This window comes from Alcaligenes sp. RM2, assembly GCF_052931795.1.
In genome coordinates, this window is sequence record NZ_JBRFIO010000005.1 from 236385 (window position 1) to 258370 (window position 21986).

Here is a 21986-nt window from a genome sequence, read left to right on the forward strand (position 1 = left end):
GCCTAGGGACGTGGCCAGTTCTTGACCAGTTGTGCGATGCGGTTGATGCGATGGTCAACATACGGGCTGCGTCCATGATACAGAGCGCTAAATGGAGTGCCTGCGTTATAGATATGGATGGTTTGCATCCCTAACTGGCGGGCACTTTTCAAATTGCGCAGGGTGTCTTCGACCAGAACAATGTCGCGGGCCTGGGATTTCAGCACGGCCAGAGCCTGCTTCATCAATGCCTGAGAGGGCTTGGGGCGATAACGGCCTTGCAGCTGCATATGCTCGATGGCCCATAGCCCGTCAAAGACAGGCAGCAGATTCAGGGCTTTCAAGACGCGCTGTGCGTACTCCAGCGGTGCATTGGTCAGCAGCAGTTTGTAGCCAGGCAGACGGCGCAATTGGTAGGCCAGGCCTGGTTCGGCGCTGATCAGGGAAGGCACGTCAAAGTCGTGAGCGTGTCTCAGGAATGTCGCCGGGTCTGCTCCATGGTGGCGTTGCAGGCCGATCATGGTGGCGCCGTAACGTTTCCAGTATTCCAGACGCAGCCGGTCGGCCTCGTCCATATCCACGCCCAGCGTTTGCGCCACGCCGATGCGCATGCGTCCATCAATCGCCTGGAAAATGCCTTTGGAGGCATTGTGCAGGGTGTTATCCAGATCAAACAGCCAGATGGTTTCATCTGGCTGACAGGCTGACAAAGGCCGTGCCCAGGCATGGGCACGGATAGGAGCGCGCACGGATTAGTGCGAGCTGATCATGGTGCCCACACCACGGTCAGTCAGGATTTCCAGCAACAGGCAGTGAGGGACACGGCCATCAATGACATGTACGGAGTTGACGCCATTGCGCGCTGCGTCCAGGGCCGAAGAGATCTTGGGCAGCATACCGCCGGAGATGGTGCCATCAGCGAACAGTTCGTCGATGGTCTGAGCTGACAGGCGACGCAACAGTTGACCTGCCTTGTCCAGCACACCGGGAGTGTTGGTCAGCATGACCAGTTTTTCAGCGCTAAGCACTTCGGCCATTTTGCCGGCAACCACGTCGGCATTGATGTTGTAGGCCTGACCGTCTTCACCGTATCCAATTGAGGAGATCACGGGGATGAACTGATCGTCCTGCAGGGCTTTGACCACTTCAGGCTGGATGCTTTCAATATCACCCACAAAACCAATATCCAGCAGCTCGCCAGGATGCTCGGCATCCGGCAGCATCTTCTTGGTGACGCGAATCATGCCACCGTCTTTACCGGTCAGGCCCACTGCCTTGCCACCGGCTTCATTAATCATCATCACGATGTCTTGCTGCACCTGCCCGCCCAGCACCCACTCCACCACTTCCATGGTTTCTGCATCGGTGACACGCATGCCCTGAATAAAGGTGCCTTCTTTGCCCACTCGCTTGAGCGCGTCATTGATCTGGGGGCCGCCACCGTGCACCACAACGGGGTTCAGGCCAACCAGCTTGAGCAAGACGACGTCATGGGCAAAGCTGCGCTGCAACGCTTCTTCAGTCATGGCGTTGCCACCGTATTTGATGACGACGGTCTTGCCGTGGAAACGGCGAATATAGGGCAGGGCCTCGGACAAAACTTCTGCTTTGACGGTCGAGGAGTAATTCTGCGAATCTGTGGTGCTCATTGATGCGCTCACTTGAAGAAAACCCGGGTCCACTGCTGGTACCCGGGGTTATTATGTGGCTGGGGGCAGAAACAGGCTTTTAGCTGCTGGCCAGGGCTTTTTCGACGGTGGCAATGAATTCCTGCTTGTCGTAGTTACCCAGGTAGCGCTTGATGATGTGGCCCTGTTTGTCGAGTAAAAAGGCAGTGGGCGTCAAACGGACGTCCCCAAAAGCCTTGGCGATTTCGCCCTTGTCGTCATGGACAACCGTGAACGGCAGTTGGCGGGATTGGGTGAAGTTGCGCACGTAGTTGATGGGGTCGTGCTTCATGGCCACGGCCACAATATCAAACCCTTTGCCGGACATGGCATTGAAGTTCTCAATGTTGTCAGGCATTTGCGCCACGCAAGTGGTGCAGTCCGTGGCCCAGAATTTCACCAGGACGACCTTGCCTTGCAAGTCTTTGGTTTCAAAGTGCTTGCCATTCAGATCGGTAAAGGCGACATCGGGGGCGCTGGCCTTGGTGCTGCCGGACATGGTCCAGACGCCCAGACCCACGGCAATGGCAACAGCAAGGGCAATGATGACTACTTTTTTCATTGGACGGGCATAACTTCTACAGAGGAGGCGGGCGCAGGCTCAGTTGCAGGGGCCGCTGTGCCAGAACTATTGCTTGGCTGATTATTGGTGCTCAAAGGCTGTGCCAGGCTTTCGGCGCTGACGTATTCAAAGAGCTTGGCCACCTTGTTCACGCCAGGGACGCTGGAGGCAGCAATCGCGGCGCGTTCGCCTTCTTCACGGGTAACGCGGCCCAGCAGATAGACCACGCCACGCTCGGTGGTGGTGGAGATCGTGCGGCTGGGAACGTCTTTGGCGTTCAGCAAGGCGGTGCTGACGCGGGTGGTGATCCAGGAGTCGTTCGAGCGTACGCTCAAGGGGGTAGGTTCACCCACACGCAGTTCGTTGACCACGCGAGTTACCTTATCAACCTTGGAAACCAGGCGAGCAGCTTCCTCCTTGTCGGCCTGGGTAGGCACATCACCCGTCAGCAGGGCAACCCCGGCGTAAGACGTGGTATTGATGCGGCCTTCCTTGTTTTCCAGCAGGCGACGTGTTTCCGCACCGGCTTTCATGACAATGGTTTTGTCCTCGACCTGCTCGCCCGTAGTGCGGCGGTCGGTAGCGACAACGGCGGTTGTGGCTGCAGCGCCGCCAACTACCAGCAGACCGCAACCGGTCAGCGTAGTGCTGGCCAGCAAGGCGGCCAGAATCAAACGGTGTTTCATAGTGGATCTCCGAGCAGCAGCGCATCAATGCCATCGCACATGGCGTGCAACAGAACAATGTGTACTTCCTGAATACGCATGGTTCGATCGTGCGGGACGCACAGATGGATGTCGGTATCCGAGAGCAGGTCGGCGATTTGTCCGCCGCCCTTGCCGGTCAGGGCAATAATGACCATATCGCGCTCGCGAGCCGCTTCGATGGCGCGGATCACGTTTGGCGAATTGCCGCTGGTGGAGATGGCCACCAGAATATCGCCAGTCTGGCCCAAGGCACTGACCTGGCGTTCAAAGATGCTGTCAAAGCCATAGTCATTACCCACCGCCGTCATGATGGAGGTGTCGGTATTCAAGGCAATGCCAGCCAGGGGCAAACGGTCGCGCTCAAAGCGGCCCACCAGCTCAGCAATAAAGTGCTGAGCGTCGGCTGCTGATCCGCCGTTTCCGCAGGCCAGAATCTTGCCGTCGTTGGCCAGGGTGGCAAACAACAGCTCGACAGCGGCGGCCAAAGGTTCGGCCAGTTCGCGTGTGCTGGCTTTGAGAGTATCGACGGAATCGTCGAAATGCGAAGTCATTAAGGCGATAAGGTCCATAGCGCGCATTATCGCACGGAGAATTTCCCCGTGGGGCAGGCAGATCGTGTCATGTTGAAAAAAACGCCACGGTATTGAAACCAGATGCTGTAACAGGGCCGAAATACGGCGCGGCGGTTGAGATTTTTGTATAGGACAGCGTTCTTGTCTGAAAATTCCCAGGGTAGCTTTGCTGCTTTTTATTTTTCAGCGCTGCTCGAAGGCGTTCTGGATCCAGATCAGGGTGTCGTCTTCAATGGCGATAACGTCAAATCGGCAGGCGGGCAGCCTGCCCTGGAAATGGCGCTGGCATAGCGTCGGCAGCCATTGTTGGGCTGTCAGGATCAAGCGCCGTTGCTTGTCCCGGTTTACACTGGCAAGCGCCCCGCCGTAGCCCTTGTGATTGCGCTGGCGCACTTCCAGAAAGACAAGATAATCTTGATGCCACAGAACCAGGTCAATCTCCCCAAAGCGAGTACCCAGTTGACGGGCCAGAATACGGGCACCCTGCGCGGTGACATGATCGCAGGCGCGCTGTTCAGCCTGGTCGCCGCATTGCTGGCTGGGAGAGCGCCGTGGCCTGTCCTTTCTGGCTGCAGGACGACTACGTTGTTTGCGCCGCAGTTGCCGGTTTTGAGCCTGGCGAGCGTATTCAAAGGGATTCATAGGGATACACGATGATCAATAAGCAGGATCAAGCATGAGCGATACCGAAAACCGAACAGGGAATGCCGGCGTCTGGCAAAGCATGATGGACAAGGTGCAAGGTCAGGTCTGGCCACAGTCTTGCCTGTATGTGGTGGCCACGCCCATTGGCAATATGGGAGACCTTAGCCTGCGCGGCTGGCAGGCGCTGGAACTGTGCGACATTATTGCGGCAGAGGATACGCGGGCAACCCGCCCTTTTCTGCAGGCTTGGGGCATACAAACGCCTTTGATGGCGGCGCATCGCCATAACGAGGCCCAAGCCGCTCAGGCAATTATCGAGCGTCTGGAGCAGGGACAGCGAGTGGCCTTGGTATCGGATGCGGGTGCGCCTGCTGTCAGTGACCCCGGTGCTCGTGTCGTACGTTCAGTGCGGGAGGCGGGCTTTCAGGTGATTCCTTTGCCCGGTGCCTCGGCAGTCATTACCGCCCTGATGGGTAGTGGTGCAACCAGTGACGAGAACCCCGCTTTTGCTTTTGCCGGTTTCATGCCGCCCAAAACTGTGGCGCGCCGTAAGTGGCTGCAGCATTGGTCCAGCCTGGGTATGCCGGTATTGATGTTTGAGTCTCCTCACCGTTTGCGTGCGGCCTTGCGCGATATGGAAGAGGTGTGTGGCCCGGAGCGCGCACTGACTTTTGCACGTGAGTTGAGCAAGCGTTTCGAGCAGATTCATACCGTACCTTTGGGGCAGGCCTTGGCCTGGCTGGATGAAGACAGCCACCGCGAGCAGGGTGAATTTGTCCTGATTCTGCATGACGCTGTGCGCGAAGTGGACGAGGATGCGCCGGCGCTGGATGCCACGACAGCGCGCTGGATGAAAGCCTTGCTGGAGCAGGTCTCGCTGCGTGATGCAGCCCGGATTGCCAGCCAGGCGACCGGAATTTCTCGCGATGTTCTGTATGCCTGGGGTCTGGCGAACTCGCCCAAGGACTAGGGCGCCTGGGTTTAGCGAACGGCAACCGAAGGGCTCAAGCCAGTTTGCTGCTGGATACGGTAAGCCGCGTTAATTGCTTCGGTCCGATTCTGATACGGGCCAATTTGTACCCGGTACAGATCGTTGTGCATCTGTACTTGGGCATCGCGATACTCTATCTGCGCAATCTGGCGATTCAACTGCTGTGCCAGGGCAGCCGCATTTTCACGGGCAGAAAAAGCGCCAAATTGCAGGTAGACCCGGCTCTGGCCGGACGGGGCCTGCGGCTTGCTGGTGGCGGCGGGCGAGGACTGCACAATCAACTGCTGATCGCTGGCGTCGCTGCTCCAGCTAGGCGAATCGTCCAGCTCTATCTCTATGTCTTGCTCAGACAAGGCGGCCAGGGCGTCCGGCGTGGGCTCCAGTTTTTCGGTAATCACCAGGCTGGATTTGGGAGCCGGAGCGGCGGGAGTCGGCTTGGGAGCCGGAGCCTCGGCAAGTTCAATGTCGCCCCGGCCAAAACTGCCACTGCGTATTTCTTCCTGTGTGATGGATTCAACTATCACGGTGCCGCTGCCGGGTGCAATCAAGTCCAGCTTGGCGGCGGCAACGTAGGACAAGTCGATGATGCGTGAGCTATGAAATGGTCCACGATCGTTAATGCGCACAATGACGGATTTGCCTGTTTTGGGCCGGGTCACGCGAGCATAGCTGGGAATAGGCAAGGTGGGATGTGCCGCCGTCATGGCGTACATATCGTAGGTTTCGCCATTGGCTGTTTTCTTGCCGTGAAACTTGCGTCCGTACCAGGAGGCGGTGCCGGTCTGGGTAAAGGCTTTGTGTGAAGTGTGGGGAACAAAGCTTTTGCCGAGCACGGTATAGGGGCGGGTATTGCTGCGGGCGATGGGTTCTATTCGGGGAACTGCGTCGGGGGTGGCTTGAAGATTGGCGGGGATGCGGGCGTCGGGGCCATCGTCTTTGTAGTAGCCCCCGCCTCGGGGCGCTGAAACGGTGGCCCCTGATTTGGCTTTGGGCTTGGCGCGTTTGGGGCTGGATGCGCATCCGGCCAATAAGGCCAGGATGCTCAGGATGGCGCCTAGTTTGCGTACAGTTGGGCTCATGGGACGGGATTAATGGGCGGTTGATTGCGATGGCGCACCAGCAAGGGGGCGTAATCGGCAAAGCGCAGCGCCAGTTGTTCGGTAACGTACACAGAACGGTGCTGGCCGCCGGTGCAACCAATGGCGACCGTCAGGTAGTTGCGGGTGTCCTGCATATACAAAGGTAACCAGCGACGTACAAAGCCGGCGATGTCATCTACCATGGTCTCGACGGAACCGAACTGGGCCAGCCATTTGGCTACTGGTTCGTCGCGGCCTGTCATGGGGCGCAGCTCCGGGTCGTAGTGGGGGTTGGGCAGGCAGCGAACGTCGAACACCAGATCTGCATCGCCGGGCACGCCACGCTTGTAGGCAAAGGATTCGAAAGTCAGCACCACGCTGGCGCGGTCGGCTTGCACCAGATCTCTAATCCAGGCACGCAATTGGCCAGGGGTCAAGTCGGTAGTGTCGATAATGTGACCCAGCTCGCGCAAGGGGGCCGTCATTTCACGCTCAACGGCAATACATTCTTCCAGGGAAGGCGAGCGGCCATCCTGACGCAAGCGGTCTGTCAACGGATGACGACGGCGTGATTCCGAGTAACGCTGCATCAGCGTGTGATCGCTGGCGTTCAGGAACAGGACACGCAGGGAGTAGCCTTCTTCATTCAGTTTGCTGATGACACCGGGAAGGATGTCCAGATCACCGGCGCCGCGCACGTCAATGGCAACGGCCAGCCGCTCCAGTCCTTGTTCGGCAGAGCGCTCGACAAATTCGGCCAGAAATCGGGGTGGCAGGTTGTCGATGCACAGGTAGCCGGTATCTTCCAGCAAGCGCAAGGCAACTGATTTTCCCGAACCGGATATGCCGGTAATCAATACAACTTTCAGCATCGTGGCAAAGGGCTCCGAGTCGCCGCCCGGCGGGCAGCGTTTAGGTGAAACAGGACAAAGCTGTCAGGGCCGTTAAGTGCCAACCGGCCCTTGAGCGCCTAGTCGTCGCGACTATTCATGATAGCCAATGCCTGGCGCTCGATGAAGTCGCCCATGGTATCAATGCCGCGAAAGGCCAGAATGGTGTTGCGCACGGCGGCTTCCACCAGCACGGCCAAGTTCCGGCCTGCGGCCACTTGAAGCATCACGCGTTTGATGTCCACCCCCAGCACTTCCTGGGTCTGATCCTGCGTAGGCAGACGCTCGAAGCTGTCGGGGTTGGAACGAACCAGGTGCACAATTAGTTTAAGCTTCATTCTACGACGAACGGAGGTTTCGCCGAAAATGGTGCGAATGTCCAGCAGTCCCAGCCCGCGTACTTCCAGCAGGTTCTGCAGCAGAGGCGGGCATTGGCCGTCAATCATGTTGGGAGCCGTGCGGGACAGCTCAACCGCATCGTCTGCAACCAGCCCGTGTCCACGGGAGATCAGCTCCAGCGCCAGTTCACTTTTACCCAGACCGGATTCGCCGGTAATTAACACGCCCAGACCCAGCACATCCATGAACACGCCATGCATGGTGGTTTTGGGGGCCAGACGTTTGCCCAGGTAGATGCGCAGCAAATCGATAAGCTGGGCCGCATCGATAGGGGTGTAGAGCAGCGGCACCCCTTGGGTTTCGCAAAACTGGATCAGATCGTCGGGCGCAACGGCGTCGTTGGCAATGAACAGGGCAGGAACACCGCCTTGCCTGAGATCATCCAGATGATGCAGGCGACGTTTGACGTCAAAGCGGTTGTAAAAAGAGAGTTCTTCAGGGCCGAAAACCTGAATGCGGCCAGGGTGGATCAGGTTCAGGTGGCCGACCAAATCCGCGGCAGAGGCGCCAAGATCGGGGATGGGGCGTTGGGCAGCTTGTTTTCCGGCTGCCCAGCTTACCTCGAGCTTGTCATGATTATCATTGACCAGTTCTTGAACTGTCAGCATCGGGATGTTCCGCGTTGAGATCAGGGGTCTGGGTCAGGAGTTGGTGGATTTGAACAGGGTCCGTTTCCTGGGCCAGCGCCTGGCGGATGTCCTGATCGGCCATCAAACGGGCGATCTCGGCCAACAAGTCCAGGTGAATTTGAGTAGCCGTTTCGGGAACCAGCAAAAAGAACAGCAAGCTGGCGGTACGACCGTCGCTGGCATCAAAACGCACCGGTTCGGCCAAACGCATGAAAACGGCACAAGGCTCCTTCAAGTCCTTGATGCGGCCATGCGGGACGGCTACGTCGTGGCCAAGAGCAGTGGAGCCCAGACGCTCGCGAGCGATCAGGCTATGGAAAACGGCTGTCCGGGCAATGCCGTGATGGTTCTCGAAAATCAGTCCGGCTTGTTCAAAAGCGCGCTTCTTGCTGGTAACAGCAAGATCCAGAACCACGTTGGACAAAGGCAAAATACGCGACAAGAGATTCATGACGGCCATTATAGGGGGGAATGTTTTTTAGCTAAACATTTTTTGGATGGCTAACAACAGGCGGACACTGTGCCAAGAAACACAAAACCCCGAACTTCTGAAAGAACGGGGTTTGTCGGCAGGCGGCTATGCCTGCTGTAACAGTTCGGCGTGATCAGGCTGCCGGAACTTCGAGCCGCTTGGCGGGCTCATGCGCATGGCTGTTTGCCTTTTCCTTGTATTTCAGAATCTGGCGGTCGATCTTGTCGGCTAGCAGATCGATGGCGGCATACAAGTTTTCGTCTGAAGAGGCGCAGTGTATATCTTTGCCGGGGACACGGACGGTCACTTCGGCATTGTGCTTCAGGCGTTCAATGGAAAGCATAACCTGCGAGTCAACCACGTTGTCGAAGTGCTTTTCAATTCGACCAATTTTGCTTTTGACGTAGTCGCGAATGGCAGGAGTTATGTCAAGATTACGGCCAGTGATGTTAAGGCTCATATAGGCTCTCCGTAGTAGTCAAACAACATGTTTCAGAGGGGGGGATATCTTCGTGTTTAGCCTCCTTACTACTGATCTTGGATATTCCAGTATACCTATATGTTGGTCAGATAACATGACCTGGATCAATCTGCGGTGTGCAGGAAAACCCTTGCTCCGACAGGCCCCGTTACAGGGCCACAAGTCGGCTTACATTCGGAAGTTCGAGCCCAGGTAAACCTTGCGCACGGCTTCGTTATCGATGATCTCGGACGGGTGCCCGCTGGTCAGTACCGTGCCTTCGCTGATGATGTAGGCGCGGTCACAGATGCCCAGGGTTTCACGCACGTTGTGATCGGTAATCAGCACGCCAATATTGCGGCCTTTCAGAAATTGCACAATGCGCTGGATTTCAATCACGGCGATCGGGTCCACCCCAGCAAAGGGTTCGTCCAGCAGAATGAAACGAGGGTTGCTGGCGAGCGCGCGGGCAATTTCTACGCGGCGGCGCTCGCCACCAGACAGGGATAGGGCGGTATTTTGACGAATGTGCGCAATTTGCAGCTCGCTGATCAGGGTTTCCAGGCGCTCGTTGATGTCGTTCTTGCTAATGCTGCGGCCGTTATCGTCCAGCTGCAGTTCCAGCACGGCGCGGATGTTTTCTTCAACCGTCAGGCGGCGAAAGACGGAAGCATCCTGGGGCAGATAGGACAGGCCCAGCCGTGCCCGCTTGTGCATGGGCATGGCGGTAATGGGCGTGCCATCAATTTCAATACGGCCTGCATCGGCGGGCACAATGCCCACAATCATATAGAAGCTGGTGGTTTTACCAGCCCCGTTCGGGCCTAGCAGGCCCACCACTTCGCCGCTTTCCACATTCAAAGAAACATCCTGCACGACCGTACGTTTGCCGTAGGTCTTGCGCAGTCCCTGGGCAATCAGACTGCCTTTGGTCGAGTGGCTGGCGCGAGTAGGGGTAGACGGGTTGTTAGAAGCAACCATGATTCAAGGGGGTCCGGGCTATTTGCGGGGGGAGGACTTGCGTTGGCATTCGGCCAGAGCAGCATCGGCATTGGCGCGTGGGCGGGCCACAGAGCGGACCCGGCCATCACGTGTGGCGGAGTCCGAACCACCAAAGGCCTGGTACGTGCCATCTTTTTGGCGGTAGATAATGCGCTGGCCCTGGACAGAGTCCTGCAGCTTGCCGCAAACATAACGATTGACGACTGCCTTGCCAATCAGCTCGACCTCTTCGGTTTTGCCGTTGTAGATGGCTCGGACGCCTTCGGCGACCATCAGTTCAAACTTGGCCGGGTCTTCCTGACGAATAGTGACACGGGCGCGCTCAGTCACCGTTGCGGTGCCATGCTGGAAACCTTCCGCGTCCTGCTCGATGGCCAGTTGGTCAGCCATCAAGGTCATGGCGCCACGGGTCAGGATGATGTTGCCTTTGTAAATGGTCTGCTTGGCAATATCGTCGTAAGTCAGGGTATCGGACAGCACGGAGGTGTCCGGTTCGGCGGCAGCAGAGGCAGCCGCTTGGGCCAGAGCAGGGGCCGTAGGCAGCAAAGCCAGGCTGGCAGTGCTCAGGCACAGGGCCAAGGCACCACGCAAAAGGCTAAGAGAGAGCTTGGGCTTGTGGCCCAGGCGGGCGCTGTCAGGCGTGGTCATGGAGGGGAATCCTTAGAGCTATTGGAAGAACGCGCTTTTTGTGTTTGTTGGCCGGAGATTTTAACGTCGGATTCCGACATGACGTTCAATTGGCGAACGCGATTATCGTAACGCATCCCGGTACCGCGCATGGTGGATTGGCCGTTGACGACCAGGGCCGGTTCGTTGGTGTACACCACGTCCTCTTCGGGCAGGATGATCAGCACTTCGCTGCGCACGTCCATCGCCTCGTCATCAGGTGTGGCCTGGCGGTGAATATGGGCATTGCCTTTCATGGTGATGGTGTCCCCGCCTGCATTCATGTGTGCCGTATCGGAAGTGGCAATGGTCAGGGGCGAATCGGCCCTGTTGCTGACCGCGCGTGGGGAAGTAATGTCGTGCGAGTCGTCATCCGGGTAGTGATAGGCAATCTTGCCATCCAGGCGGCTGATGGCCATCCCGGTCTGGTCGGAGCTGATCATGGTGAAGTCGCGCGCCCAGGAGTCGGGTTCGTGGGTAATGCGGCGCGGCGGGTCAATGGCGACCGAGCTTTGGGTGTAATCGACCGCCCACAGCGTTGCCAGCACCAGCAAGGTCAGCAACAACAGGGAAATGACGGTGGGTAGACGGTCACGCATGATTACTGAATGACTCCCGTGGTCTTCAAAGGACCACCTGTAATAAAGGGCGCAAGGCGACCCTGGGAGGCCAGGATGGCATCACAGCATTCGCGCACTGCGCCGTGGCCGGCCGGCTGTGTGGCTACCCAGCTGGCAATTTGACTGATATAGAAGGGGGCACCAGGCACGCTGGCGGAAAAACCGACGCGCTGCATGGCGGGCAGGTCGATCAGATCGTCGCCCATATAACCCACTTCACTTAGGGACAGGCCGTTTTCCTGAGCCAGTTGGGTCAGGATGGCAATTTTGTCGCGTACACCCTGGTAAACAAAAGGAATGCCCAGTTCGGCAGCGCGACGCGATACGATGCCGCTTTCGCGTCCGGTAATCAGGGCGACATGAATGCCGCTTTCGCCCAGCATGCGTAAACCGTGGCCGTCCAGAGCGTGAAAGCTCTTGAACTCCTCGCCGTTCGCGCTGTACCACAGGCGTCCGTCGGTCAGCACGCCGTCCACGTCAAACACCATCATGCGCAACTGACGTAATTGGGTGCGCACGTTCTCGGGCAGCTTGGCCAGAATTTGAGCTTCAGCGGGATGGAGCGGGATGGTGGGCGTATTCATCATGATCAGATTACCTTTGCAGCCAACAGGTCGTGCATGTGCAGAGCTCCCAATAGTAGCCCGTTTGTGTCCAATACCAGTATTTGGCTGATACGCAGGGCATCCATTTGCTCGGCTGCTTCGATGGCCAGGGCTTCGGCGGCAATGCTGCGTGGTTCGCGCGACATGCCCTCAGATACTGGCAGATTGCGTATATCGCCGGCACGAGCGATCAGGCGGCGCAGGTCGCCGTCGGTGAACATTCCAACGGGGTGGCCTTGTGCGTCCGTGACAATAGTCATGCCCATGCCTTTGCTGGACATTTCCATCAGTGCATCGGGAATCAGGGTCTCGGGGGAGACGATAGGCAGTTGTTCGCCGCTGCGCATGATGTCGCGCACAAACGTCAGTAGTTGACGGCCCAGTGCACCACCGGGGTGGGAGCGGGCGAAGTCTTCGCGGCTAAAGCCTCGTGCTTCCAGGCAGGCAACAGCCAGCGCATCACCTAATACCAAGGCGGCCGTGGTACTGGCCGTGGGAGCCAGGTTGAGTGGGCAGGCCTCATGCTCTACATGGGCATCCAGATGCAGGTCGGCATTTTGGGCCAGTTCGGACTGGGCATTGCCGGTGATCGCAATCAGTTTGGCACCCATGCGGCGCAGCACAGTCAGCACCGTGACCAGTTCCTGGGCCTGTCCAGAGTAGGAAATGGCAATGACCACGTCCTGCTTGGTAATCATGCCCAGGTCGCCGTGCAGGGCTTCAGCAGCGTGCATGAAAAAAGCGGGAGTGCCGGTCGAGGCCAAGGTAGCCGCGATCTTGCGCGCCACGTGGCCGGACTTGCCTATGCCGGTCACCACCACACGGCCCTGACAGTGCACGAGCAGCTTGGTGGCTTCTACAAAACTTTGGTCCAGACGCCCGCCCAGCGCTTGTAACGCGTCAACTTCAATGGCGAAGGTGCGTTGTGCCGAGGACAGGATATGTGCGGGGTCTAAAAGTGCCGGTGTATTCATGGCGAAATTGTAAACGTGAAGTGTCTGCTTGGCATGTAGATTTGCAGGAGGCAAATTGTAAGGACAGATGGCCTTGGACCAGTGGCAAGCCGAATAGTTTAGGGTTAAGATACGTCTTGTTTTGTAATTTCAGTAATTACTGAAAATTCAGGAAGCCATGAATCTAGGACCACAGGCAGAGCGTTTTATTCTGCATTTTGGGGAGATGGGCGGGCGCTGGGGGGTCAACCGGACGGTGGGCCAGATCTATGCGCTGCTGTTCATTGCCCCCGAAGCCCTCCACGCCGACGAGATCGCTGAAACGCTAGGCATCTCCCGCTCCAATGTCAGCATGAGCTTGCGCGAGTTGCAGTCCTGGAGACTGGTCAACATGACGCACAAGATTGGCGAGCGCCGCGAATACTTTGAATCTCCCAAGGATGTATGGGATATTTTCCGTACTTTGGTGGAGGAAAAGCGTAAGCGCGAGATTGATCCCACATTGACCTTATTGCGAAGTATCCTAATGGAAGCGCCCGTCAATGACGAAGAGGCATATGGGCAGCAGCGCATTAATGAAATGCTGGAATTGATCGAGTTGGCTTGTGGTTGGTTTGACGAGGTTCATCACTTACCGCCCGAGACCCTGCAAAATCTGATGCGTTTAGGTAGCAAAGTTCAGAAAGTGCTGGGGTTCGCCGGGAAGATTCGCAAAGCTGATCAAACTGGGGATCGTCATGATTGATCTGGATGTTGTTACCTTGTCGCGGTTGCAATTTGCTTCCACCGCGATGTTCCACTTTTTATTTGTTCCCTTGACGCTGGGCCTGTCTTTTTTGCTGGCCATTATGGAAAGCGTCTATGTCATGACGGGCAAGGCCATCTGGCGCCGCATGACCAAGTTCTGGGGCGTACTCTTTGGCATTAACTTTGCCCTGGGTGTCGCCACCGGGATTGTGATGGAGTTTCAGTTCGGCATGAACTGGGCCTATTACAGTCACTATGTAGGCGATATTTTCGGAGCACCGCTAGCCATTGAAGGTTTGATGGCTTTTTTCCTGGAAGCAACCTTTGTCGGCCTGTTCTTTTTCGGCTGGGATCGCCTCTCCAAACTGGGACACCTGATTGTTACCTGGCTGGTTGCCATCGGTACCAACCTGTCGGCTCTGTGGATTCTGGTCGCTAACGGCTGGATGCAGAATCCGGTCGGTGCCATCTTCAACCCCCACACCATGCGTATGGAAATGACCGATTTTGCCGAGGTCATTCTCAATCCCGTTGCGCAAGCCAAAGTTGTTCATACCGTCAGTGCCGGCTATGTCCTGGGTGCCATGTTCGTGATGGGTATCAGTGCCTGGTACTTGCTGCGTGGTCGCCATATTGATCTGGCCAAGCGCTCGATGACGGTAGCGGCCAGTTTCGGCTTGGCAGCGTCCCTGTCCGTGGTGGTGCTGGGTGATGAAAGTGGTTACCTGACTACTGAACACCAGCAAATGAAGATCGCAGCCATGGAATCCATGTGGGAAACCGAGGAAGCCCCTGCCAGTTTCAATCTCTTGGCCTGGCCTGATCAGGAGGCCCGTGAAAACCGCTTTGCCGTGGAAATTCCATGGGTGATGGGTTTGATCGGTACACGCTCAGTCAGTACCCCCATGCTGGGCATTAATGAACTGGTCGAACATGCCAAGATTCGTATTGCCAATGGCTTGCGTGCTTACGAGGCACTGCAGCTGGTGCGCGCTGATGACAGCAATATCGAGGCCCGCCGCGTCTTTGACAATAACTGGAAAGACCTGGGCTATGCCTTGCTGCTCAAGCGTTATACGGACGACATTACCAAAGCCGATACCGAGACCATCGCCCAGGCTGCCTGGGATACGGTGCCACAGGTTGCGCCCCTGTTCTGGAGCTTCCGTGTGATGGTGGCGCTGGGGCTGTACTTCATCCTGTTCTTTGGCGTGGCTTTTGTGCTGGCATCGCGTGACCGTCTGCAACGTCACCCGCGCTTGCTTAAAGCAGCGGTCTGGAGCATTCCCCTGCCTTGGATTGCGATCGAATGTGGCTGGTTTGTGGCCGAGTTCGGACGTCAGCCCTGGGCGATTGAAGGTGTCTTGCCTACCTACTATGCGGCCTCTGGTCTGTCCTTTGTGGACTTGATGATCAGTATGACCATTTTCCTGTTGCTCTATACCACTTTGGCGGTGATTGGCATCAAGGTCATGCTGCACTCGGTGCGTAAAGGTCCGGACGAGGCTGGCGAGACCGCCACACCTTCCGCTTTGTCTTATGGTTCGCGCAACGCTCCGTTGCTGCGCGGTTAAGGAGGGGGAACCATCATGGAAAATTTGATTCTTCTCGATTACGACACCTTGCGCATCATCTGGTGGTTGCTGCTGGGCGTTTTGTTGGCGGCATTTGCCATCATGGACGGGGCCGACCTGGGTGTGGCTATGGTGTTGCCGCTGGTTGCTCGCACTGATGATGAGCGGCGTACGTTGTACAACGTGATTGGCCCGGTCTGGGAAGGTAACCAGGTTTGGTTGATCGTGGCCGGTGGTGTGGCCTTTGCAGCCTGGCCCTTGCTGTATGCCATGGCTTTCTCGGGCTTTTACCTGGCCATGATGCTGCTTTTGGTCGCCTTGATTGTTCGCCCGGTGGCCATCAAGTATCGCAGCAAGCTCAGCTCGTCGCGCTGGCGTCGTAACTGGGACGCGATCTGGACCGCCTCCGGCCTGGTTTGTGCTCTGGTGTTTGGTGTGGCCATTGGGAACGTCATGCTGGGCGTACCTTTCGGCTTTGACGAGACAACGCTGCGCCCCATGTACCAAGGCAACTTCTTCGGTCTATTCCAGCCCTTTGCCGTTCTGTGTGGCTTGCTCAGCGTCCTGATGCTGGCTTTCCAAGGTGCGGTGGTGGTTGCCTGGAAGGGCAGTGATCATGTGGCTCGTCGTGCGCGTGCCTGGGCCCTGCCGTTGGGCCTGCTGTCCATTGTGGCTTTTGCTGCCGGCGGCTGGTGGATCAGTGCCATGAATGGCTATAGCATGCCTTGGCCCGAGGCGGCCCACGCCATGTCCAACCCGATTGGCAAGACGGTCGATATGGTTGAAGGTGCCTGGTTGGCTAACTATCGTACCTGGCCTGCCTTGTGGGCAGCCCCCATTGTCGGTTTTGCGGGCTTGCTGTTCGGTGCCTTGCTGGCTGGTCGTGGTCGCGGCTTGTTGGCTCTGCTGTTCTCGTCCTTGGCACTGGCTGGCATCATCCTGACTTTTGGTTTTGCCGTCTTCCCATTCCTGCTGCCTTCGTCCTTGAACCCCGGTTCCAGCCTGACCCTGTTTGATGCCTCAGCCAGTCATCTGACCTTGTGGATCATGCTTTTGGTGACACTGGTGTTCTTGCCCATCATCGTGCTCTATACCTCCTGGGTATATAGCGTAATGCGTGGCAAGGTGTCGGTTGCCAGCATGAAAGATTCTTCTCATTCTTACTAAGGAGGCCAGCGCATATGTGGTACTTCTCTTGGGTTCTAGGTTTGGGTCTGGCCTGCGCATTCTCCATCCTGAATGCGATGTGGTTCGAGCTTCGTGAAAACACCGCTTTGCAGAGCGCAGCCGCCTCCAAGGCTAAAGCAGATATCGAGGTCTGATTGACACCGCAAAGTCCAACGGCGCAACAATGGCTGGGGCAATTCTCCAGCCGCGCCCGCACGGCTTTGCGGGCTTCCATGCTGGCCCCCGTGCTGGCCGGCGCTTTACTGATTCCCCAGGCCTGGTTGCTGGCAAAGATTGTGCAAGCAATTGTGGTCGATGGCTTGCCCTGGACAGGGCAGCTTTTCTCTATCCTGATGGTGGCCGCACTTTTGTTGCTGCGTGCCGCTATTTCCGCTTTTGGCGAGCGCCGTGCGCAAAAGGTTTCAGAACATCTGAAACAAGGACTGCGCTCCGAGCTGTTTGCCCGACTCTTCCGCAGTACGATGCCGCGTTTGCGGGCCAGCAATAGCGGCGAACTGTCCACCAGCTTGATCACGCAAATTGAAGCCCTGGATGGCTTTGTGACTCGCTATATCCCTTGCATGGCAGCGGCAGCCCTGGTTCCTTTGGCGCTAGTGCTGGCGGTCTTGCCGGTGGATGGCATTGTTTCCTTGATTCTCTTGTTGAGCACACCTTTAATTCCCCTGTTTATGGCCTTGGTGGGCTGGGGGGCGGAAGCGGCCAGCCGTGAACAACAACAAACAACGCTGCGACTGTCCGGCTTTTTCGCCGACCGGCTGCGCGGCATTTTTACCCTGAGCCTGATGGGGCGTGGGCAGGACGAGTTGCAGCGTGTGGAATTGGCCAGTCAGGAGCTGCGCACACGTACCATGAAAGTGCTGCGAATCGCATTTTTATCGTCGGCTGTGCTGGAGTTCTTCGCGGCATTGGGTGTGGCCGGGATAGCCGTCTACATTGGCTTGGGTTACCTGGGCTATCTGGGCGAGTCCTTCTCGGGCATTAGCCTGCAACAAGGCTTGTTCTGTTTGCTCCTGGCCCCCGAGGCCTACCAGCCCTTGCGCCAATTGGCCGCTAATTATCATGATCGGGCAGCGGCGCGTGCGGCTGCGGTGGAAGTCGACAGACTGTGGGCAAACTTGGGCCAGGATTTGATTCCTGCGGCTCCCACCAGCGCCGACAATGAAGCGGTTTTTCCCAACTTACCGGTACTGGTATTGCGTCATCTGCATTTGCCGCAGTTGGGCGGGCAGGGGACCTTGCTGGAAGTGCCCGGCCTGCAACTTTATATAGATCAGTCATACGCCTTGCTGGGGGCCAGCGGCTCCGGCAAGACCAGTCTGCTGGAAAGCCTGATTGGTTTGCGCCCCTTGGCGCAGGGTGAAATTTTGCTGCGCAACAGCGATACTGCCGGGCGTTTGCTGACGCGCCATGATGGCGTCGTACTGATTTCCCAGCAGGCCTTTTTAGCCATGGGGACCATTGCCGATGGCTTGCGTCTGGCAGCCCCACAAGCCAGTGATGAACAGCTGTGGCAAGCCTTGGAACAAGCCTGTGCAGCCGAATTTGTACGGGCCTTGCCCGATGGTTTGCAAACGGCGCTGGGCGAGGGTGGTTTTGGGCTTTCCGGTGGCCAGATTCAGCGTTTGGCACTGGCCCGCCTGTTTTTGACAGACCCGCATGTGGTCTTGCTGGACGAACCCAGCTCCCGCCTGGATGCGGCGACCCGGAATCGTGTCATGCGCAATATTCTTCGCTTCTGTCAGGGGCGTTGTCTGGTCGTGGCCACGCATGACCAGGAGCTGGCGGCCATGTGCTCGAACCAACTGCACATTGCCCAAGGAGTTCTGACGGCATGAAAGCGTGGTTTCGTCTTTTAGGTTCCAGCCTGCGCGCACGACGTGGGGCCGTATTGTTTACGGTTCTGCTGGCGATCAGCACGGTGGCCGCCGGTGTCGGCCTTTTGGGTGTGGCTGGTTGGTTTCTAAGTAGTGCTTTCCTGGCTACTTTGGGCATCGTGTTCAATCTGTTTGGCCCTTCGGCCATGATTCGTGGCCTGTCTTTTTGGCGTATCGCCTCCCGGTATCTGGAACGCGTCGTCGGCCATGCCCTGACGCTGGATCTGCAAGTACGTATTCGCAGCCTGGTTTTCGGACGCTTGAGCCGATTCAGTCAGTCTCGCTTGGCCCAGTTTCGAGATGGGGAGCTGGCTTCCAGTCTGACCTCTGACGTGGCTGTGCTGGATTTGGTGCTTTTGCTGATTTTGGTGCCGCTGACTACGGCTGTGGTGGCTGGTCTGGTGTTTAGCGCTGTGCTGCAAACCTGGCTGTCCTGGTGGGCCTGGCTGATTCTGGCTTGTTTGTTGATTGCCGCTTGTCTGATTCCGTATATTTGCGCCCGTGGCGCCAGCCGTGCAGCCCAGCAAGTCCATCAACTGGAAAACCGCCAGCGTGTTCTGGTGCATCAGGCCATCCGCGCCTATGCTGATATTCAGGTGTTTGCCGCTGCGGATGCCGTGCAGGAACAAGTGGACAAGCTGGGTCTGGAACTGGGGAAAGCCCGTTTGCGCAGTAATGGCTGGGGCATTGTCGGGCAGTTTTCCCAGCAGGTCTTGATGGGCGTGGCCTTGATGACCTGCCTGCTGGTTGGAGCGCAACAGGTCAATCTGCAAGCCATGAGCGGCCCCTTGTGGGTGGGGCTGGTGTTGGCTTTGCTGGGCTTGTTCGAGATCATGGCACCCATGATGCGCGGTGCGTCCCGCTTGGGAGAGGTTCAGGCAGCCAGCAATCGTTTGCTGACCATTCTGGACGAGCCCGAGGAAACCGATCAGGCGCAAGGGCAGGCGATTGCGTTGGACAAGCCAGCCTCCCTCGAAATCACAGATCTTAATTTTGCCTACGGTTCACAGCCTGTATTGGAGCAGTTGTCGCTGCAAGTCCAAGCTGGTGAGCACATTGCTATTTTTGGCCCCAGTGGTTCCGGCAAGTCCACCTTGCTGGGTGTGCTGATGCGCTTGTTACCTGTTTCGGGAAAGCAGTATCTGGTTGAGGGTAAAGCAGCCCAGCATTGGAGCCGCGCCAGCTGGTTTGATCATTGCGCCTTGTTGGCACAGGACTCGCCGCTGTTTCTGGGCTCGGTGCGAGATAACCTTTTGCTGGCAGAACCGACAGCTTCAGAGCAACAAATCTGGCAGGCTCTTCACGATGCCCAGCTGGACAGTGTGGTACGTGATTTGCCCCAAGGGCTGGATACCTGGCTGGGCGAGGGCGGGCAGCAATTGTCCTTGGGGCAGCAGCGTCGCCTGTGTCTGGCGCGTGTACTGTTGTCGTCTGCCCATATCTGGTTTCTGGACGAGCCTACGGCCAGTCTGGATGGCCCGACCAGTCAGGCCTTGATGCAGGATATTCTGGCCGCAGCGCGGGGGAAAACTGTGATTATGGCGACACACGATACCCGTTTGCTGCCTTTGGTCGATAGCGTTTATCAGTTTGAGGCGGGGCGTTTGCAGTGCAAATCCGGCGCAGCAATGGATACTTTAGGACCAAACTAAAAGGATACTTCGGGTCAAGTCTGTAGCGTTTTTTACCCAGCCGCGTCGTATTAGTACAACTTACGGGCACAAGCCGGGCGAGCCCTTGTTGCTGCTGCCCAATTGTGTACACTTGCAACGTATCCAAGTGCGCCCTTCGCGCCCGGATTTTCTGTTGTAGAAGCTTTGACATGCAAATTGATCCCACCCAGTACATCCGTCAAATCATTCGCAATGTGCCGGACTGGCCCAAGCCAGGGGTGACTTTCCGCGATATCACCACCGTTTTGCAGGACCCACGCTCCTTCCGCGTTCTGATTGACCTTTTTGTCTACCGTTACATGGGACAAAAGCTGGATCTGGTGGCGGGTGTGGATGCGCGTGGCTTTATCGTGGGCTCGGTTCTGGCTTACGAGCTGAACCTGGGTTTTGTGCCTGTGCGCAAGAAAGGCAAGCTGCCTTTCAATACCGTGGCCGAAGAGTACTCCCTGGAATATGGCAATGCCAGCGTCGAGATGCACACGGACTCCGTGCGCCCCGGCCAGCGTGTCCTGCTGATTGACGACCTGATCGCTACTGGCGGTACTTTGCTGGCGGCGGCTCGTTTGCTGCAGCGCCTGGGTGCCAACGTGGTGGAAGCCGCCGCGATTATTGATCTGCCTGAACTGGGTGGATCCAAGGCCGTGACAGATTCCGGCTTGTCGGTTTACACCGTATGTAGCTTTAACGAATCTGACCGCTAATTGCCAGAACCGGCGTATTGCCGGTTCGGCTTTGTAGCCTGAATCCCTGCCATGCCCGGAGCATCGCAGGGATTTTTCATGTCTGTCTGCTGGAGAGCGGGACTGGGGTACTGCCAGCCCCGCGCGTGGTCGTAGTGCTTAGAAACGGACCTTCATGAACAGGGAGCCAGCATGGTCCTGATTACGACCAAACTGACCCTGGTAGTTCAAGCCAAAGGAGGTGCTTTTGCCGGCTTTCAGTTCAGCGCCCAATTCGGCGACAGCAGCATTTTTGGCGATAGGCGCGCCGCTGATGCGGAAGTTGCTACCGGGCAAGGCGGCAAAGGCCAGTTCACGCTCGGGTGTGGTGTCACCCAGGGCATGACGCCAGCCTAAACCGGCGCTCAAGGACAGCGTGGTTTTGGACAAGTCCAGTTCCGTGGTGCCGCGCAGACCTAGCGTGACGGTGCTCAGATTCTGGCGTTGCGAGTCTCCGCGCAAGGCTGCCTGACCACCCGATTCGCTAAAGGAGCCGTGACGCAACTGGTGCCAGTTCACGCTGGCGTATGGTTCTACGCTGGAGCGGGGGCTGACGGGCATGCGGTAACCCAGTTGGGCAAAGGCCTGGATGCTGTGCGCTTTGTAATCAGCCTTCAGCGTTTCGTATTGGTGAACGGAGAGAGAACGCTCGCTGTCCAGGCTATGGCGGGTGTAAGCACCACCTGCCAGCAGACTCAGACTACCCGAACCCATTTCCCAGGCTTGCGTTCCGTACAGGGCGGCGCTGTAGCTGTTGCTGCGTGAGGTCTGACGGCGGTCGTCCAGCTTGATACGGTTTTCCAGATAGCCCAGAGAGGTACCCATGCGCCAGCCTTGTTCGCCGATGGCGGTATCGCCACCCAGGAACAGGCCGCCCACCTTATGGCGTACATCCTGGCTGTTATCGTCACCGTCCAGATCACGTTGTTGGTGAATCACTTCGGCCCATAAAACGGTGTCTTTGCCGTTTTTATTACGTGCGCCTGAGGCTTGTTTACCCAGGGTGCGGGGCAGCAGGTCGCTGTTGCTCAGCAGAGCCGAGGTGGTTCCTGCATGGATCTGACCTTGTAGCTGTTCCATATAGCCTGCCACGCTGCCAGACTGGGCATTGAGCATCGTGTCATATAGTTCAGCCATCGCGGCTGGTGGCTGGTCCGAGCCGGTATCCAGAGCGTTGGCCACGGCTTTCTGGTTGCCGGTACTGGCAAATGTGGCAAACGGCGTGTCATTGCGCTTGATCATCAAGGACAGGCTGGGGCCATAAAGCAGTGTGGGCGACAGGAAAGCCATGTCATAAGTGATGTGACTGTATT

25 protein-coding genes are annotated in these 21986 nt (G+C 57.4%); 8 read left to right on the forward strand and 17 right to left on the reverse strand.

Going from position 1 to position 21986, the window contains the following annotated elements; genetic code table 11:
• Positions 1 to 2 precede the first annotated feature (2 nt).
• From ACU6HM_RS16495 to ACU6HM_RS16520, 6 genes are all read right to left on the reverse strand, one after another.
• A complete protein-coding gene (locus ACU6HM_RS16495) occupies positions 3 to 728 on the reverse strand; it encodes a pyrimidine 5'-nucleotidase (RefSeq protein ID WP_035270278.1) in 726 nt (241 codons plus the stop codon).
• 3 nt (positions 729 to 731) lie between these two features.
• Positions 732 to 1628 (reverse strand): acetylglutamate kinase, encoded by an 897-nt coding sequence (gene argB, locus ACU6HM_RS16500; protein ID WP_009458643.1) that lies wholly within the window; start codon positions 1626 to 1628, stop codon positions 732 to 734.
• A gap of 79 nt (positions 1629 to 1707) precedes the next feature.
• Positions 1708 to 2208: a peroxiredoxin family protein gene (locus ACU6HM_RS16505; protein ID WP_021447175.1), complete on the reverse strand. Its 501-nt coding sequence runs from the start codon at positions 2206 to 2208 to the stop codon at positions 1708 to 1710.
• Positions 2205 to 2894: a BON domain-containing protein gene (locus ACU6HM_RS16510; protein ID WP_009458644.1), complete on the reverse strand. Its 690-nt coding sequence runs from the start codon at positions 2892 to 2894 to the stop codon at positions 2205 to 2207. The genes ACU6HM_RS16505 and ACU6HM_RS16510 overlap by 4 nt, the downstream gene beginning before the upstream one ends.
• The gene (locus ACU6HM_RS16515) at positions 2891 to 3484 is read right to left on the reverse strand and encodes a phosphoheptose isomerase (protein WP_009458645.1); all 594 of its coding nucleotides are present in this window, start codon (positions 3482 to 3484) and stop codon (positions 2891 to 2893) included. Before ACU6HM_RS16515 ends, ACU6HM_RS16510 begins: the two co-directional genes overlap by 4 nt.
• 186 nt (positions 3485 to 3670) lie before the next feature.
• Complete coding sequence (locus ACU6HM_RS16520) at positions 3671 to 4129, reverse strand: YraN family protein (protein WP_009458646.1); 459 nt, start codon at positions 4127 to 4129, stop codon at positions 3671 to 3673.
• A 34-nt stretch (positions 4130 to 4163) separates the two neighbouring features.
• Between ACU6HM_RS16520 and rsmI the strand changes: the two genes are divergently transcribed.
• A complete protein-coding gene (gene rsmI / locus ACU6HM_RS16525) occupies positions 4164 to 5102 on the forward strand; it encodes a 16S rRNA (cytidine(1402)-2'-O)-methyltransferase (protein WP_446764089.1) in 939 nt (312 codons plus the stop codon).
• 11 nt (positions 5103 to 5113) lie between these two features.
• Here rsmI and ACU6HM_RS16530 read toward each other — a convergent pair whose 3' ends face one another.
• The 10 genes from ACU6HM_RS16530 to ACU6HM_RS16575 all read right to left on the reverse strand — a co-directional run bounded on the left by ACU6HM_RS16530 (position 5114) and on the right by ACU6HM_RS16575 (position 12919).
• Positions 5114 to 6202, reverse strand: a complete 1089-nt coding sequence (locus tag ACU6HM_RS16530) for a septal ring lytic transglycosylase RlpA family protein (protein ID WP_009458648.1) — start codon at positions 6200 to 6202, stop codon at positions 5114 to 5116.
• A complete protein-coding gene (rapZ, locus tag ACU6HM_RS16535; RefSeq protein ID WP_009458649.1) occupies positions 6199 to 7074 on the reverse strand; it encodes an RNase adapter RapZ in 876 nt (291 codons plus the stop codon). Before rapZ ends, ACU6HM_RS16530 begins: the two co-directional genes overlap by 4 nt.
• A 98-nt stretch (positions 7075 to 7172) precedes the next feature.
• Positions 7173 to 8099, reverse strand: coding sequence for an HPr(Ser) kinase/phosphatase (gene hprK / locus ACU6HM_RS16540; RefSeq protein WP_009458650.1), 927 nt, complete (start codon positions 8097 to 8099; stop codon positions 7173 to 7175).
• Positions 8071 to 8571 carry a PTS sugar transporter subunit IIA gene (locus ACU6HM_RS16545; protein ID WP_051316301.1) on the reverse strand — a complete coding sequence of 167 codons (501 nt, stop codon included), beginning with the start codon at positions 8569 to 8571 and terminating at the stop codon, positions 8071 to 8073. The genes hprK and ACU6HM_RS16545 overlap by 29 nt, the downstream gene beginning before the upstream one ends.
• A gap of 154 nt (positions 8572 to 8725) precedes the next feature.
• Entirely contained in the window at positions 8726 to 9052 is a 327-nt protein-coding gene (gene hpf, locus ACU6HM_RS16550) for a ribosome hibernation-promoting factor, HPF/YfiA family (RefSeq protein WP_009458652.1), read from the reverse strand.
• 189 nt (positions 9053 to 9241) lie between these two features.
• Positions 9242 to 10033: an LPS export ABC transporter ATP-binding protein gene (gene lptB / locus ACU6HM_RS16555; protein WP_009458653.1), complete on the reverse strand. Its 792-nt coding sequence runs from the start codon at positions 10031 to 10033 to the stop codon at positions 9242 to 9244.
• An 18-nt stretch (positions 10034 to 10051) separates the two neighbouring features.
• Positions 10052 to 10702, reverse strand: coding sequence for a lipopolysaccharide transport periplasmic protein LptA (lptA, locus tag ACU6HM_RS16560; protein ID WP_021447173.1), 651 nt, complete (start codon positions 10700 to 10702; stop codon positions 10052 to 10054).
• A complete protein-coding gene (gene lptC / locus ACU6HM_RS16565; protein ID WP_009458655.1) occupies positions 10699 to 11319 on the reverse strand; it encodes an LPS export ABC transporter periplasmic protein LptC in 621 nt (206 codons plus the stop codon). Before lptC ends, lptA begins: the two co-directional genes overlap by 4 nt.
• Before the next feature lie 2 nt (positions 11320 to 11321).
• Entirely contained in the window at positions 11322 to 11927 is a 606-nt protein-coding gene (locus tag ACU6HM_RS16570) for a KdsC family phosphatase (RefSeq protein ID WP_321290990.1), read from the reverse strand.
• 2 nt (positions 11928 to 11929) lie between these two features.
• Entirely contained in the window at positions 11930 to 12919 is a 990-nt protein-coding gene (locus ACU6HM_RS16575) for a KpsF/GutQ family sugar-phosphate isomerase (protein ID WP_250756173.1), read from the reverse strand.
• A 157-nt stretch (positions 12920 to 13076) separates the two neighbouring features.
• Here ACU6HM_RS16575 and ACU6HM_RS16580 point away from each other — a divergent pair, with 157 nt between their 5' ends.
• From ACU6HM_RS16580 to ACU6HM_RS16610, 7 genes are all read left to right on the forward strand, one after another.
• Complete coding sequence (locus ACU6HM_RS16580) at positions 13077 to 13643, forward strand: GbsR/MarR family transcriptional regulator (RefSeq protein ID WP_026483763.1); 567 nt, start codon at positions 13077 to 13079, stop codon at positions 13641 to 13643.
• Positions 13636 to 15219 (forward strand): cytochrome ubiquinol oxidase subunit I, encoded by a 1584-nt coding sequence (locus tag ACU6HM_RS16585; protein ID WP_009458662.1) that lies wholly within the window; start codon positions 13636 to 13638, stop codon positions 15217 to 15219. Before ACU6HM_RS16580 ends, ACU6HM_RS16585 begins: the two co-directional genes overlap by 8 nt.
• Positions 15220 to 15234: 15 nt before the next feature.
• Positions 15235 to 16386: a cytochrome d ubiquinol oxidase subunit II gene (cydB, locus tag ACU6HM_RS16590; protein ID WP_021447171.1), complete on the forward strand. Its 1152-nt coding sequence runs from the start codon at positions 15235 to 15237 to the stop codon at positions 16384 to 16386.
• Between the two features lie 14 nt (positions 16387 to 16400).
• Positions 16401 to 16541, forward strand: coding sequence for a cytochrome bd-I oxidase subunit CydX (gene cydX / locus ACU6HM_RS16595; RefSeq protein WP_009458674.1), 141 nt, complete (start codon positions 16401 to 16403; stop codon positions 16539 to 16541).
• Positions 16542 to 18242, forward strand: a complete 1701-nt coding sequence (gene cydD, locus ACU6HM_RS16600; protein ID WP_021447170.1) for a thiol reductant ABC exporter subunit CydD — start codon at positions 16542 to 16544, stop codon at positions 18240 to 18242. It begins immediately after the preceding gene.
• Complete coding sequence (gene cydC / locus ACU6HM_RS16605; RefSeq protein WP_336973316.1) at positions 18239 to 19933, forward strand: thiol reductant ABC exporter subunit CydC; 1695 nt, start codon at positions 18239 to 18241, stop codon at positions 19931 to 19933. Before cydD ends, cydC begins: the two co-directional genes overlap by 4 nt.
• Before the next feature lie 170 nt (positions 19934 to 20103).
• The gene (locus tag ACU6HM_RS16610; RefSeq protein WP_009458676.1) at positions 20104 to 20655 is read left to right on the forward strand and encodes an adenine phosphoribosyltransferase; all 552 of its coding nucleotides are present in this window, start codon (positions 20104 to 20106) and stop codon (positions 20653 to 20655) included.
• Positions 20656 to 20793: 138 nt separating this feature from the next.
• Here the strand turns inward: ACU6HM_RS16610 and ACU6HM_RS16615 are convergent.
• A partial coding sequence (locus ACU6HM_RS16615; protein ID WP_446764090.1) for an autotransporter outer membrane beta-barrel domain-containing protein occupies positions 20794 to 21986 on the reverse strand: 1193 nt, incomplete at its 5' end.